Origin of the sequence: Pedobacter sp. Leaf41 (assembly GCF_001422545.1) — a bacterium.
GTDB lineage: Bacteria > Bacteroidota > Bacteroidia > Sphingobacteriales > Sphingobacteriaceae > Pedobacter.
Window position 1 is genome coordinate 93,670 of the sequence record NZ_LMLE01000010.1, and the last position, 14,676, is coordinate 108,345.

The following is a 14,676-nucleotide window of genomic DNA, read 5'->3' on the forward strand; positions in this document are numbered from 1 at the left end:
TGAATTTTGAATGAGTGAATGTTTGTAATCATCATAATTTTAAAAATCCTTAAATACTAAAATACCTGATCCTTAGTTTAGTATTTTTACCTCCAGCTTACCAATGAAATATTCTTTTAAGTGATTGCCATCTCCATGCAAGGTCCAAACCTGTTTCGGTTGAACTTTTTTAATAGTTTCTAAAATCGCATCCCAATCTGCATGATCGGAGATGTAAAGAGAAATTCCATTTTGTTGTTGCAGATTCTTCCAACCCGACGCAAAAGCCCGAACAACATTTATCGCTTTGTGGTAACTATGAAAAACCATCGGCGGAACAATATAAACCTGGTGCTCATGATTATTCTTCATCACCTTTCTATCATAAATTTTATAGTTACCAATTTTCATCCCGAAGTCTTCGTAAATTTTAACAAAGGGCATAATACTATGGTGAACCATCACATTTTTTGTAGGACAATGTTCACTTAACAACTGAATAATACGCTGACTTTTCCCTAAAGCATAGGCACCCAGCATAATATTAGCTGAAGTTTCGTTCAGTTTCATAATTTCATCAACCGGAGAAGGGTGCTTGGTTTCGGGGTTGGCGAACGTGCTTTCCGTAATTAAAACATCTGCCTTCACAAACTCGAAAGGCTCGCAAGTAGCATCTGGCTCTATTTTATAATCCCCTGTGTAAAGGTATTTTACATCTTGATATTCCATTAAAACCTGCGCTGAACCTAAGATATGCCCTGCAGAATAGAATGTGATGGCTACATCCTTAATTTTAAACGTTTCATGGTATTTTTTGAGATGAAAATCTACCGCCGCAAATTTACGGTAACGGTGTTTCATAAAGCTTTCTGTTGCAGCAGTGCAGTAAACATTCTGACTTCCACCGATAGCGTGGTCGCCATGCGCATGAGAAACCACCGCATCATTTACAGGTTGTTGTGGGTCTAAGTAAAAATCGCCATAAACACAATATAAACCTGTTGGCGTGATGGTGATAAAATCGTCTAAAATCATGACCAGGATATGTTGGATTTGGGGATAAGGCAGGATTTTAGGCTATTACACATATTATTAAGAAATGATTTGATAAAATATTTGAGATGCATATTAACTACGCTGATTGGCGGCCCGGTTTAAAAACTCTTTATGGAGCGCAAGAACTTGTTCAATAATAGAATTTGTTTCATCATTCATGATAAAATGATTGGCCATTTTAGCTTTTTCGGCATCACTCATTTGCTTGTCCATCCTTGCTTTAACCTGTTCTGCAGTACTATTGTCGCGTTGCATCACACGGTTTATTTTCACATCCGTTGCCGCAGTAACCAAAATTGTTGTATCGCACATTTTATAAGAACCACTTTCGAAAAGCAAAGCAGCTTCTTTTAACGTGTAAGGAGCTTTAGGATTCACATTGGCTTCCCACCTATCAAAAGCCCTAAAAACTGCAGGATGAACTAAGGCGTTTAACTTCGCCAATTCGGCTTCATTATTAAACACAATACCTGCGATGTGTTTGTTGTTTAGCTTTCTGTCTTCGAAATAACTTTCCTCACCAAAGGTTAATTTTATAGCTTCAATAAGCAATTCATCTTCAACCATCATACTTTTGGCTTCAGTATCGGCATAAAAAACCGGGATACCCAAAACCTCGAAAACCTTACAGACTGTTGTTTTGCCACTACCAATTCCACCTGTTATCCCAACTTTATACATTATTTTTCTACTACAAAATCTATTTTCGATGGGCTTACACTAATCAGTTTGCAATAATCCGGAAACTCAGTAATTTTTACTGCAAACTGGCGATGGTTTAGGTTTTTCCATTCATCAACATCAATGGTTGCCGTAATAAAATTTGCATCAACTTGCGCATAACTGCCCAAGGCAACCAAAAACGTTACCTTAACTTTCTTTGGATAAAGCTTTATACTATTATAATTTCTGTTATTTAATATCTTTAACGGCACCTCAACAGTTTTCTCGGTAAACTCATCAACTGTAAGTTTTACTTCGGTTGATGATGGATAAATACTTACGTTTTTATGGATACTATGTTGGAGACCAATTCGAGCTGTGGTACTGTTCTGTAAATTATTTATTTTTAAAGTATCTGTAGGCCAAGCAACTATTTTGCTTAATTCTTCTTGTGGCCCGGCTACAGTGACTGTTTTTGGGTTAAGTATTACCTCACTCGCCAATCCATACTGTTTATGAAACGCCAGTTGACTTACCAATTTTATATTAACTTTTTTAATGATCTGCTTTGTAAAATCGAAATACAAGGTATCTGGCTTAACCGAGATCACCTTTTGTGCACTTCCTACTTGTTTGTTGATATTGTAAAGCTGATCGGATAGAACCACAAAGTCCCTTGCGTTTAGTTGACTCAAATTAACTGAAATTGATGGCGGACTAATCCTTAATCGGGCAAAGACAAGTTGCCAACCTGTGCCTTCCACCTCTAAATCTAATGTATCAGTTTGTAAAGGATAAAAAGCTCTTTTAGCAGGTTTATTTTTGAATACAATAACCGTTTTCGCTATGTAATTGTATTTGTTATTCAATGCCATGAAGAGCCAAGCCGCTATAGCCAAAAATAAACAGGCTAATAGTGTTAAAACACGTCGTCTTTCAATTTTAGTTAATCTAATAAAGGGCATATTATAAATTAAACAACTTACCGCATCATTTGTGCTCGATAAAGCAATTCTTCCAAATGTAACAATTTATTAATTCCTATATAATAAAAGAAAACGGAATTTGAAAAGAGGTTTTCTATATTAGCATCATCAATCTGAATTATGAAAAAAAACATCTTATTACTGCTGCTCTCCGCATTATCATGTTATGCATTTAGCCAAAAACGTTCAAACGTTTATTATTTTAAAGATGGGGTTCCTGTAAAAAACAATGAATCAGCCGATTACCGAAGGGTTATTCAAGAACCAGACTCTGGATCTAAATTTTATAACCTTTACGAGTTTTACGCAGATAATACGGATAAAACAATTGGCAAGCTATCTAAATTTGAACCCAATCTGGTTTATGAGGGAGAGCTTAAACGCTTTAGTAAAAAAGGAATTTTGATTGAAAAAACTAATTATCTTAATGGCAAGCCAACTGGCGAATCATCATCATATTATGCTAATGGGCAGTTGGCAAGAGTTATTCTATACGATGATGTGGATAAATCTGATAAACAGAAACGTTCTGCTTTCAAAGTGATTTCGGGTTTCGATTCGTTAGGAAATCAGTTTATAAAAGATGGCAACGGACGTTTAAATATGAATAAACGTGAAGAAGGAGATTATGTGAATGGTTACAAAGATGGTGAGTGGAAAGGCAAAATAGGTAAAGATAGCTATGTTGAGAGATATAAAAATGGATATTTTGTTGACGGTATTACAACATTTGAAAACGGAGAGACGAAAAAGTATAAAACCGAAGAAGAAAAGCCAGATTATCCGGGTGGAATAACTGAATTCTACAGGTATTTATCCAAAAATCTTAAATACCCATCTGAGGCGCTTAGAAATAAGATCTCTGGAAAATTATTTATCAGTTTTGTTATTGAAAAAGACGGAAAATTATCTAACTATAAGTTTAAAAACGACCTGGGTTATGGAACCAGGGAAGAAGCCATCCGTGTTTTGAACGAGTGCCGCAATTGGAACCCCGGTTTACAACATGGCATTCCAGTAAAGGTTTCGTACAATATTAATATCAACCTGGCGCAACAATAACAAACAAAAAAGGGTTCCGAAATTCGGAACCCTTTTTCATGCTAAATGCATTGATTATGCTTTTGCTACAGGAGGAACAACTGCTTTAGTTGCATCTAAAGAAACCGCCGATTTATCGAAGCGAATTTTCACTCCACCTTCTACTTCGATTAAGAAAGTAGTATCGTTCATATCGGCGATACGGCCGTGAATACCTGCAGTAGTGATAATCTTATCACCTTTTTTTAATCCTTCTATTAATTTTTTATGGTCTTTAGCTTTTTTAACCTGTGGACGGATCATGAAAAAATAGAATACTACCGCGATAGCACCTAACATAATTAATTGTCCGTATTGGCCAAATCCACCTGCTGCTTGTAAAATTACTGTTGATGTCATTTCTTATTTATTTGATTATTGATTGTAAGTAAGGGTATAGGTACAAACCAACCTTACCATTTTATTTTTTTGTAAGCACCTCGCCTACCAAGTGTACCGTTGAAACTGTTGGGTTTGCATTTGAAGTTACTGTTACCACTTTATCCTGCATTCCTTCTTTTCCTGTACTATTAAACACAACTTTAATTACACCTTCTTTTCCCGGTAAAATAGGTTCTTTCGGCACTTCCGGAACTGTACAACCACAAGTGGCTGTAGCATTAGAAATAATTAAAGGGCTTTTACCTGTATTCTTGAATTTGAATTGGTGTTCCACACTTTCACCTTGGTTAATTTTTTCGAAATCAAAAATATCTTTCTCAAAAACGATTATTGGTGCATCAGGTGAGGCAATTGTAGCTGCTGCCAACGAATCATTTCCTGCAACCTGATCTGTAGAATTGTTTGCATTTCGGCAAGCTGTGAAAGAGATTGCTGCAATAGCAATGATGAATAGTTTTTTCATTATTAGTCTTCAATTAATCCGCGACCGATTTTTTTAATCGTATTTGTCTTCTTCAGGTCGCCTAAAATTTTGTCTAAAATACCGTTAATAAATGAATTACTTTTCGGCGTACTGTAATCTTTTGATAGCTCCAAATATTCGTTAATGGTTACTTTAACAGGAATAGATGGAAAGTTTAAAAGCTCGCAGATGGCCATCTTCATCAAAATGGTATCCATTAAAGCGATCCGTTCAGACTCCCAATTTTTTGTACGCTCTGCAATCAATTCCTGATATTTAGCATCATTCTGCAAGGTGTGTACAAATAAATCTTGCACAAATTTGCTGTCTTCTACCCAATCTGCGCTTATTTCGGTGAGTTTATTTTTGAAAGGATCGTCGAAAGTAAAGTTCTTCAACGTTTTTGCAACCATTCCTTTCATCACCTCGTGATCTACCTGCCAATTGATAAATTTCTCTTCGAAGACCTGGATAATACCCTGGTTTTTTAAAATAATTTTTCTGAAAATATATTTGATAATATCTTTTGACGATTCTAAGCTTTCGTTCGGATCTGCAAGATAATCGGCATATTCCTGAGATGCTTTTAAAGAATTATAAACTGTTTTACGAATTTCTGGATCGAAGCCCCAGTCTACTTTGTATTTTTTTACCGCAGAAACGTATTCTGGGTTTTGCTGCATTAAAACGCTAAACTTATTGTGTAGCAGTTTCATATTTGGATTTAAGTCCTCAGCGGTTTTAAGGTATTTGTTAGCACGTTCTGCAGCATCGTTTGCTGTAAATTCTGTAACTTCAACCATCAATGATAACATCCAGATGTACATTTCGTACACGCTATCAATACTTTGCATTAAAGTTTTCAAATCTCCTTTAATGTCTTTTTTGTCTGCCATGTGCCAAGCAAAAATATTTTGCAAAGCTTTGATTCTTAAGTGCCTTCTATTTAACATGAATGTAAGAACGAGTGCGGTTTATAAAACCTATTTTAATAATTATTTAATATGATGATTTAATTTTTTTAACATCTGCAATACGCTTTTCAGCAATTCTGTTTGCAGCAATATTTGTTGATATTTTCTCGGCTTTACTCAACTTGATTACGTTACGTGTAGCCTCGTAAATATTTTCGGTAAGTTGCACTGTACGTTTTTTTCCAAAGCCAGTCCATTCAGAGTAACAAGCAATTAAGCCACCAGCATTAATTAAATAATCTGGCGCAAATAAAATGCCTTTTTTCAAAAGCAATTCGCTGTCTAAAACCTCATCTTTTAACTGATTATTGGCCGAACCTGCAATAATTGCAAACTTCATTTTTTCAATGGTTTTATTATTAACCGTTGCTCCCATCGCACATGGCGCATAAACATCGGCATCGCAACCAAAAATTTTATCAGCTTCAATGGGTTTTGCTTTATATTTTCGGGCAACATAAGTCAATTGCTCCTGGTTAATATCACTAATTAAAACCTCCGCATTTTCCTTTCTAAGCAAAGCTACTAAATGTTCGCCCACGTTGCCAATTCCTTGTACTACAATTGTCCTACCCGCGAGCATATCAGTTCCAAAAACCTCTTTCACACTAGCTTTAATGCCTAAATAAACCCCCTGTGCCGTAAACGGAGCTGGATTTCCTGCACCTCCAATTGATTCGGGAACGCCTGTTACATAATTGGTTTCCATGCGGATATACTCCATATCCCGAGTATTGGTCCCCATTTCTTCAGCTGTAATAAACTCGCCATTAAGATTTTTAATAAACCTACCATAGCTACGCATTAAAGTTTCGGTTTTATCTTTACGAGAATCGCCGATAATTACGCCTTTCCCGCCACCCAAATTTAATCCGGTTATTGCCGATTTATAGGTCATCCCACGCGATAAACGCAAGGCATCTTCCAAAGCTTCGCCCTCAGTCGCATAGCTCCACATCCTAGTTCCGCCTAAAGCCGGACCTAAGGTAGTATCATGTATCGCGATAATTGCCTTTAAGCCCGTATCAGGATCATTACAAAAAACCAATTTTTTATGCCCGTAAGCACTCAATTGCTCTAAAATGGAAAAATCTGACGAAGAATTTGCTGGCATATTGAACGTTCGGCTAATCTGCTGCAAAATTAAAATAAAAAACGATTAATACACTTATATAAATAAACTATTTGCGCTGCTACTATAAACAATTATTGAGCTGGTTTTCTCAAAAGCAATTTCTGCTATATTTTTGCAAATACAATCTCTCGATTGCTAAAATTTTGACAAGTTGCGCAATAATATTTGTTGGTGTTAGCTTAAAATGTCTTAACAAAAGGTATTGTTTAGGCACTTGGTTATATAATTAGCTGTTATTGATAATGCTTTAAATCAAACAACCTCTTCGATCTCTTTAGCTTAACCTTTCGCAACCTAATAATGTCATTATTTTTTTAAAGCTTAGCTATTGAAACATAAATATGCGGCACGAAATAACAAATTTATCTAAGTTTGTATTGCATGAAACATCTAAGCAGATTAAACAAATACTTTTTAAAATATAAGTGGTGGATTATTCCGGGCAGTATTTTCGTGGTCATCTCCAATATTTTTGGCGTGGTGCCAGCTCAGGTAATCGGCTATGCGGTAGATTTAATTACTGAAAATGTTCAGGTTTATAATCTTTTTGGAGGTTTTAATCGTCAGGAAATCATTTACGATATTTTTAGCAGCAACCTATTATTTTTTGGATTGCTGGTGGTGGCATTGTACGTATTAAGGGGTTTGTTCCTGTTTTTTATGAGGCAAACCATCATTCTCATGTCTAGGCACATTGAGTTTGATATGAAAAACGATATCTATCAGCATTATCAGAAATTAAGTCTGGGTTTTTACCGCCGCAACAATACCGGCGATTTGATGAACCGGGCAACTGAGGATGTGAATCGCGTGAGGATGTATGTTGGACCAGCGATTATGTATACCATTAACACATTTGTTTTATCTGTGCTGATCATCTGGTCTATGTTTGATGTAAACTCGAAATTGGCCATATATTGCTTGTTGCCTCTTCCCTTTTTAGTTATCATTATATATTATGTAAACACTTTGATTTTCAAGAAAAGCGGAAAAATCCAGGAACGTTTATCAGATTTATCAAGCTTTGTGCAAGAACGCTTTTCAGGTATCAGAATTATTAAATCTTATGTACGCGAAGATTATACCCGGAACATGTTTGAGATTCAAAGCAATGAATATAAAAAAGATTCTATGAGTTTGGTAAAGGTTTCTGCCCTTTTTTATCCTACTATGCTTTTGTTAATTGGCTTGAGTTCCATTTTAACTATTTATGTGGGTGGTAACCAGGTAATGAATGGCAGTATTACAGCAGGAAATATTGCTGAGTTCATCATTTACATCAACCAGTTAACTTTCCCGGTAACCATGCTGGGTTGGGTAACCTCTTTAATACAACGGGCGGCGGCATCTCAAAAGAGAATTAACGAATTTTTAGACATTCCTTCCGATATTCAATCAGCAAACAATGAAGAAAAAGAAATTCAAGGCAACATCAAATTTGAAAATGTTAGCTTCGTTTATCCTGATACCGGAATATTAGCACTTCAAAATTTAAGTTTTGAAATTAAGAGTGGTGAGTTTGTGGCAATTATTGGAAAAACAGGTTCTGGAAAATCAACATTGGCAAACTTAATTATGCGGATGTATGATGTGGAGCAAGGAGCTATCAGTGTTGATGGGGAGAATTTAAAATCGTTAAACCTTAAATATTACCGCAACCAGATTGGCTTTGTGCCACAAGAGGTTTTTCTATTCTCTGATACGATCAAAAATAATATTGCTTTTGGTTTAGATAAAGTTACGGATGAAGCAGTATATGATGCTGCCAAAAATGCATCGGTTTATCATAACATCATTGATTTTGATGAAAAGTTTGAAACCATGTTAGGCGAAAGAGGAATCACACTTTCCGGGGGACAAAAACAACGTGTATCCATTGCAAGGGCATTAATTAAATCTCCAAAAATTTTGATATTCGACGACTGTTTATCCGCTGTTGACACTAAAACAGAAGAGGAAATTCTCCATAATTTGGGTAAAATTATGAAAGATAAAACCAGTATCTTAATTGCGCACCGGATTTCAACCATAAAAAATGCCGATAAGATTTTGGTACTGGACGACGGTAAAATAATAGAACAGGGTACACATGATGAATTGCTTAACCTAAACGGAAGTTATACTGAGCTTTATCATAACCAATTATTGGAGGAGGAAACAAGAACAATTTAAATTGTATCAAAATTGTATTTTGTACTTTAAATATTTGCTTTATATTTACCGAAACCAAAAACCAACATCAATACCAACCATGGGAGAATTCGACAACAAGGAAAGAGAAGAAGTTTTTTCAAAGAAAGTAAGAGCAGGTAAGAGAACTTATTTCTTCGACGTGAAGGCTACTCGCTCAGGTGATTATTATTTAACCGTTACTGAGAGCAAGAAAAGATTAGAAGACGGTGTATTCGTAAAGCATAAAATCTTTTTATATAAAGAAGATTTCGAAAAATTTGCTGAAGGATTAAACGAAACTGTTGACTATATTAAAACTCACCAGGATGTTGTGGAAAAACGTTATGAATATTCTGAAAACGGAGAACACACCACAAAAACAAATGATGATTTTTCTTTTTAATAAATTATAATTTCAAAATAAAAAGCCCTTGTTTCATCAACAAGGGCTTTTTTATGTACTGGGTTTTCTACTGCATTATGCACCGGCCATGCCGGCACCAACCATAAATATTAGCAAAAAGTAAAAGGCTATTATGGCAATGGTAATCGATCCCCAAAATTTAAATAAGGATTTTAAGCTCGCCATTGCTGAATTTAAACTTTCCTGATCACCAAATAAGACGCCCTGTTTACCTTTATTAGCTATTTTATTAAGCAAAATGCTTGGATAAAACAGCAGCAAACCCAGTACGAAATAAACTATTGTTACTATTGTTGTTCCACTTGAACCCAATTGCCCCATTTGAGTGGCCACAGCAGGGTTACTATTAATTAATGCAGGTATGCTAAAGGCCGCAATAATTACGAAAATTGAAACAACAAAACCAACTACGGAAAGAAATTTTGCCCATTTAGTGATATCATAAAGATAACTGCGTATATCTTCTGTTACTACTAATTTCACTTCAGCTGGTTTCTGCTCCTCAAATTCTTCTATCATCTTATTTTAATTTTCGATAAACTTAGATAAAATATACTGGCGCTACAAATTCGGATCTCTAAATAAAGGTTTAAAAGCTTATCTTTGCCGCCTGAAAAAGGTGAGAAGTGAGAAGTGAGAAGTGAGAAGTGAGAAGTGAGAAGTGAGAAGTGAGAAGTGAGAAGTGAGAAGTGAGAAGTGAAATCGTAAATCGTAAATTAAAAAATATAAATGGCATTACAATGTGGTATTGTAGGTTTACCAAATGTTGGAAAATCGACTCTTTTTAACTGTTTATCAAATGCAAAGGCACAAGCTGCTAATTTTCCGTTTTGTACAATTGAGCCAAACGTTGGCGTAATTACTGTGCCTGATGATAGATTGACCAAACTTGCTGAATTGGTTAAGCCAAACAAGGTACAACCCAATACGATTGAAATTGTTGATATTGCAGGTTTGGTAAAGGGCGCTTCGAAGGGTGAAGGTTTGGGTAACCAGTTTTTAGGAAACATTCGTGCTACGAATGCAATTATCCATGTTTTGCGTTGCTTCGATGATGGCAATGTGATCCATGTTGATGGTTCGGTTGATCCCATTCGCGATAGAGAAATAATTGATACAGAGTTGCAATTAAAGGATTTGGATACTGTTGACAAGCGTATTCAAAAAGTGGAAAAGATGGCAAAAACGGGTGGCGATAAAGATGCTAAACGTACTTATGAAATTTTAACGGTTGTTAAATCTCATTTAGAAAACGGAAAATCTATCCGCACCGCAGCAATGCCTCAGGAAGACTTCGATTTTATCGAAGATTTAGGCTTATTAACTCAAAAACCAGTAATGTATGTTTGTAACGTTGATGAAGCATCGGTAGTAACTGGAAATAAATATGTTGACTTAGTAAAAGCAAATGTTGCAGATGAAAAAGCTGAAGTTTTGGTTATTTCAGCAAAAATAGAATCGGAGATTGCCGAACTGGAAAGCTACGAGGAGCGCCAGGAGTTTTTAGCAGATTTAGGCTTAGATGAATCTGGGGTAAACAAATTAATTCGTGCAGCTTATAAATTATTAAATCTCTACACTTATTTCACCGCAGGTGTACAAGAAGTAAGAGCCTGGACCATAACAAAAGGCTTTACGGCCCCACAAGCAGCTGGTGTGATCCACACCGATTTTGAAAAAGGATTTATCCGTGCTGAAGTAATTAAATATAATGATTTCGTAACCCTGGGTTCGGAAAATGCTTGTAAAGATGCAGGTAAATTAGGCGTTGAAGGAAAAACCTATGTAGTAGAAGATGGCGACATTATGCACTTTAGGTTCAATGTATAACCCGTAAATTCTCTAAAGTAAATTTAAAGGTATAGAGCCACTCCAAAGAGTGGCTTTTTTTTGGGATTTATTTGCCACGGAAACACTCAATTAGGCTTGAATCGCCGTATTGAAAGGCCAACTCAGCAAAACTTAAATAGTTGCTCAATCTTAATTTCTTAAACCCGATCGAAGTGACATCCCCCTGCTTTTTCATCAGGGATATAACGGCAAGCGGGAACAGACAATAAAAAGAGATGCTGTCTTTGCTTTCCAAATAACTGAAACAGTACAAAATTCGACCTTACGATCTCATTTCAAACCGGCACAAGCGAAACTAAATTGCTAAACCGTAAGCTGCCAGTTGCGCTTTCGTATCCTCATAATTGATATGATGAATGCCTTTCAGTCCTAAACCTTCGGCAACCTGAACAAAAAGCATTCTATCGTCTATATATAAACTGGTTTCTACATCGCTCTGCGAAATATCTATCGCCACTTTGAATATATCGGCATCGGGTTTGCGGAAATGAACGAAACTAGATGACACAAAAAAATCAACAAATTCATTCAATTTAAAAGTGCTGATTCGATATTGATTTAACTCTCTCCCTTCGTTACTGATTACTGCAACTTTTAAATGATACTTTTTCTTCAAATCACAAACCAATGCTACCATTTCAGGATAATCTAGGGATTTACTAAACATGAATTCTTTGAAGTCATCATAGCTAAACGACCGTTCTTGAAAGAAAACAATGCGTTCTAAATATTCATCCAAGGTAAGTTTCCCCACCTCATAAGTATCAAATGTAAGGTGATGGCGTTCCTCCAGATCAACAGAATCCAGATTAAATAATACCGCAGCTTCGCCCCTTGCTTGCCTATCCCATCCGTTTGTTAACAATACCCCACCAATATCGGTGAAAAGCGTAGTAATTTTCGTTTGCATTTTTAAAAATTAAAGTAAGATTCCACTTAAAAACAATATGGCAAAAGAGAAGTAAATGATTAAACCGGTAACATCGACCAACGTAGCCACAAAAGGCGTAGAAGACACTGCCGGATCGGCACCTACCTTTTTTAGAAGCAAGGGCAACATAGAACCCATTAGGGTTCCCCAAAGTACAACACCTATTAAAGAGCAGCCTACCACCAGCCCAATTCTAATATAATGATCGGTAAAGCCAGGCCAAAATAGCTGCCATGAGGCGATAACTGCGAAGCTTAATAAACATAAAGTACAACCTAATAATATGCCAGAGAAAATTTCTCGTCGCATTACATTCCACCAATCTCTAACGGTAACTTCGCCAAGAGCCATAGCTTGAATAATTAAGGTTGCAGCTTGCGAACCACTATTGCCACCGCTTGAAATGATTAAAGGAATAAATGTTGCCAAAATTACAACCTGAGCAATTTGATTCTCGAAATTCGACATTGCAGCGATGGTAAGCAGCTCTCCGAAAAATAAAACAATCAACCAAACCACACGCTTTTTATATAATTCAAAAACAGGGACATCCAAGTAAGGTTCATCTAATGCTTGAGACCCCCCTATTTTGTGAATATCTTCTGTATATTCTTCGTTTGCGATCCAGAGAATATCATCAACGGTTACAATACCCAAAAGAATATTATTCTCATCAACAACAGGCAAAGCCACCCGATTATTCATCCTGAAAATGCTGATGGCGTCTTCCTGCGGATCATTCGCCTTCAACGCGATAAAGCGTTTATCGGTTAACTCCCCTATTATCGCTTCGGGATCGGCCAGTAAAACTTCCCTGATTCGAATATCATCAAGCAAAACTCCATCTTTATCAATTACATACACCACATCGATGGTTTCCGAATTTTTACCATACCGTCTGATGTGTGCCAAAACTCGGGAAATAGACCACTCTGGCTTCACAGCGATGTAATCCGGAGTCATTAAACGACCGATACTATCCTCTTTGTAACCTAAAAGTGCAAGAGATTCTTTTCTTTCTTCCGCAGGCAAAAGGGTAATCATTTTCTTAACTACATCACCCTTCAGCTCGCTAAAAAGTGCGGTACGATCATCCGGAGGCAGATCTTTAATGATCTGATTTAGTTTATTTCCAGTAAGTTTTTTAATAATTCTTTCCTGAGTTGGAAAATCCAGAATTCGGAAAACGTTAACAGCCCTGTTTGAAGATATTGTTTCGATAAATTTGGCTGCGTGTTGTGGAAGCTCGTCAATTAACTCTTCTACATCCGAGATATTCAGTTCATCAAGATAACGCTTTAACGCCTTATCATTCTCTTTTTCAAGCAATTGCTGAACCTCTTCTACAACCAATTCTTCCATAAACGATTCCTTTATTCTTTACATGCCTAAACCTTCATTAGCGGTTCGCAAAGGTGCATTTTTATTTTTAGAAATGCCAATTTAGACGTTAACAGCATGTTAAATTTTGACTTCCCAGTTAGTTAAACTAACACAATACCTAGATTAACAATTTAGAAAGGTATCGGTAAAACATAGACTAAGATTAATTCCAACAAAAAACCACCATAAAATAACTATGGTGGTTAAAGATGTGCTCCCGACGAGATTCGAACTCATATCGATGGTACCGGAAACCATAATTCTATCCATTGAACTACGGGAGCAAGGCTGCAAATATAGAAAATCAAAATGTTAGTTTCTTGTATTATTGAAGGTAAAATCACCATTATTTGAATAAAGTTTGAGGTTGATGTTCCTGATTAAAAAGAATTCAATACAAGTTCTTCGAAAAAATTCCGTTATAGGTTTAATCGTTATTTGTAGTTTTGACTGAAACACAAATTAAACCTAAAACAAAAATTTTAATATGAACATTACCAAAAATCTTTTTTTAACTGCAATTATTGGCCTTTCTACTGTAACAATTTACTCTTGCAAGAGCAAGAAATTAATAACCAAACCAGATCCTGCTCCTATTTCAAAACCGACCCCACCAGTTGAAGAAAAGAAACCAATTGCACCTCCACCAGCGAAAGAGGAAGTTGTAGTTGTTGAAAAACCAAACTTCAATTTAGACAATATTCAATTTGAGTTTAATTCGTTTGTGTTAAAAACGTCGTCGTTTGGTATCTTAGATAAAGCTGTAGCTGAAATGAAGAAAGCCCCAAATACTAAATTTGTTCTCCATGGCCATTCATCTGCAGAAGGTACTCCAGAACACAACATGTCGCTTTCAATTGATCGGGCGAATGCGGTAAAATCATATTTTGTTAACGCCGGCTTGGATGGTTCAATTTTCACAATTGTGGGTCACGGTGAAAAGGAGCCAATTACGTCAAATGCAAGTGAAGAGGGAAGAGCTGTAAACAGAAGAACTGAAATTAAGGTTCAGAATTAGCTATCGGTTCTTGCTACGCTCAAACGGATTTAAAAAAAATGAACAAGCCGTTTGAGTAACATCCAAATAAATAAAAAATCACTTTAAAGCCTCTAAATGAGGCTTTTCTGTTCATTATAAAATTTATTTGAAAATATTCACCTATTTTTCTAACTTTCA

Annotated in this window: 15 protein-coding genes and 1 tRNA gene; 5 read left to right on the top strand and 11 right to left on the bottom strand. The window is 36.0% G+C overall.

The annotated features are described in order from the left end of the window. Positions 1-72 precede the first annotated feature (72 nt). The 3 genes from ASE92_RS16915 to ASE92_RS16925 all read right to left on the bottom strand — a co-directional run bounded on the left by ASE92_RS16915 (position 73) and on the right by ASE92_RS16925 (position 2,663). Complete coding sequence (locus ASE92_RS16915) at positions 73-1,014, bottom strand: exonuclease (protein WP_056851300.1); 942 nt, start codon at positions 1,012-1,014, stop codon at positions 73-75. A 93-nt stretch (positions 1,015-1,107) separates the two neighbouring features. Continuing rightward, positions 1,108-1,716, bottom strand: a complete 609-nt coding sequence (gene coaE, locus ASE92_RS16920; protein ID WP_056851301.1) for a dephospho-CoA kinase — start codon at positions 1,714-1,716, stop codon at positions 1,108-1,110. Beyond that, a complete protein-coding gene (locus ASE92_RS16925; protein ID WP_056851302.1) occupies positions 1,716-2,663 on the bottom strand; it encodes a hypothetical protein in 948 nt (315 codons plus the stop codon). The genes coaE and ASE92_RS16925 overlap by 1 nt, the downstream gene beginning before the upstream one ends. A 141-nt stretch (positions 2,664-2,804) precedes the next feature. Here ASE92_RS16925 and ASE92_RS16930 point away from each other — a divergent pair, with 141 nt between their 5' ends. Next, positions 2,805-3,746, top strand: a complete 942-nt coding sequence (locus ASE92_RS16930; protein ID WP_056851303.1) for an energy transducer TonB — start codon at positions 2,805-2,807, stop codon at positions 3,744-3,746. 54 nt (positions 3,747-3,800) lie between these two features. Here ASE92_RS16930 and yajC read toward each other — a convergent pair whose 3' ends face one another. The 4 genes from yajC to ASE92_RS16950 form a co-directional block, all read right to left on the bottom strand. Further along, the gene (gene yajC, locus ASE92_RS16935; RefSeq protein ID WP_056851304.1) at positions 3,801-4,124 is read right to left on the bottom strand and encodes a preprotein translocase subunit YajC; all 324 of its coding nucleotides are present in this window, start codon (positions 4,122-4,124) and stop codon (positions 3,801-3,803) included. A gap of 61 nt (positions 4,125-4,185) precedes the next feature. After that, positions 4,186-4,629 (bottom strand): DUF1573 domain-containing protein, encoded by a 444-nt coding sequence (locus tag ASE92_RS16940; RefSeq protein ID WP_056851305.1) that lies wholly within the window; start codon positions 4,627-4,629, stop codon positions 4,186-4,188. A gap of 2 nt (positions 4,630-4,631) precedes the next feature. Then, positions 4,632-5,582 carry a transcription antitermination factor NusB gene (gene nusB, locus ASE92_RS16945; RefSeq protein ID WP_056851306.1) on the bottom strand — a complete coding sequence of 317 codons (951 nt, stop codon included), beginning with the start codon at positions 5,580-5,582 and terminating at the stop codon, positions 4,632-4,634. 46 nt (positions 5,583-5,628) lie between these two features. After that, positions 5,629-6,717, bottom strand: coding sequence for a Glu/Leu/Phe/Val dehydrogenase (locus ASE92_RS16950; protein ID WP_056851307.1), 1,089 nt, complete (start codon positions 6,715-6,717; stop codon positions 5,629-5,631). Between the two features lie 402 nt (positions 6,718-7,119). Between ASE92_RS16950 and ASE92_RS16955 the strand changes: the two genes are divergently transcribed. Together ASE92_RS16955 and ASE92_RS16960 are read left to right on the top strand one after the other, a co-directional pair. After that, a complete protein-coding gene (locus ASE92_RS16955; RefSeq protein ID WP_056851308.1) occupies positions 7,120-8,910 on the top strand; it encodes an ABC transporter ATP-binding protein in 1,791 nt (596 codons plus the stop codon). A 79-nt stretch (positions 8,911-8,989) separates the two neighbouring features. Beyond that, on the top strand, positions 8,990-9,313 hold the full coding sequence (locus ASE92_RS16960) for a DUF3276 family protein (RefSeq protein ID WP_056851309.1): 324 nt from the start codon (positions 8,990-8,992) through the stop codon (positions 9,311-9,313). A 75-nt stretch (positions 9,314-9,388) separates the two neighbouring features. Here ASE92_RS16960 and ASE92_RS16965 read toward each other — a convergent pair whose 3' ends face one another. Next, positions 9,389-9,853, bottom strand: coding sequence for a DUF5362 family protein (locus ASE92_RS16965; protein WP_056851310.1), 465 nt, complete (start codon positions 9,851-9,853; stop codon positions 9,389-9,391). A gap of 210 nt (positions 9,854-10,063) precedes the next feature. Here ASE92_RS16965 and ychF point away from each other — a divergent pair, with 210 nt between their 5' ends. Beyond that, on the top strand, positions 10,064-11,164 hold the full coding sequence (gene ychF / locus ASE92_RS16970; protein WP_056851311.1) for a redox-regulated ATPase YchF: 1,101 nt from the start codon (positions 10,064-10,066) through the stop codon (positions 11,162-11,164). A 316-nt stretch (positions 11,165-11,480) separates the two neighbouring features. Here the strand turns inward: ychF and ASE92_RS16975 are convergent, their stop codons facing one another. The 3 genes from ASE92_RS16975 to ASE92_RS16985 all read right to left on the bottom strand — a co-directional run bounded on the left by ASE92_RS16975 (position 11,481) and on the right by ASE92_RS16985 (position 13,783). Next, positions 11,481-12,095 carry an HAD hydrolase-like protein gene (locus ASE92_RS16975; RefSeq protein WP_056851312.1) on the bottom strand — a complete coding sequence of 205 codons (615 nt, stop codon included), beginning with the start codon at positions 12,093-12,095 and terminating at the stop codon, positions 11,481-11,483. Between the two features lie 9 nt (positions 12,096-12,104). Next, entirely contained in the window at positions 12,105-13,478 is a 1,374-nt protein-coding gene (mgtE, locus tag ASE92_RS16980; protein WP_056851313.1) for a magnesium transporter, read from the bottom strand. Positions 13,479-13,711: 233 nt separating this feature from the next. Further along, positions 13,712-13,783: transfer RNA gene (locus tag ASE92_RS16985), tRNA-Arg, on the bottom strand. Between the two features lie 203 nt (positions 13,784-13,986). Between ASE92_RS16985 and ASE92_RS16990 the strand changes: the two genes are divergently transcribed. Continuing rightward, positions 13,987-14,517, top strand: coding sequence for an OmpA family protein (locus ASE92_RS16990; RefSeq protein WP_056851314.1), 531 nt, complete (start codon positions 13,987-13,989; stop codon positions 14,515-14,517). Positions 14,518-14,676 lie beyond the last annotated feature (159 nt).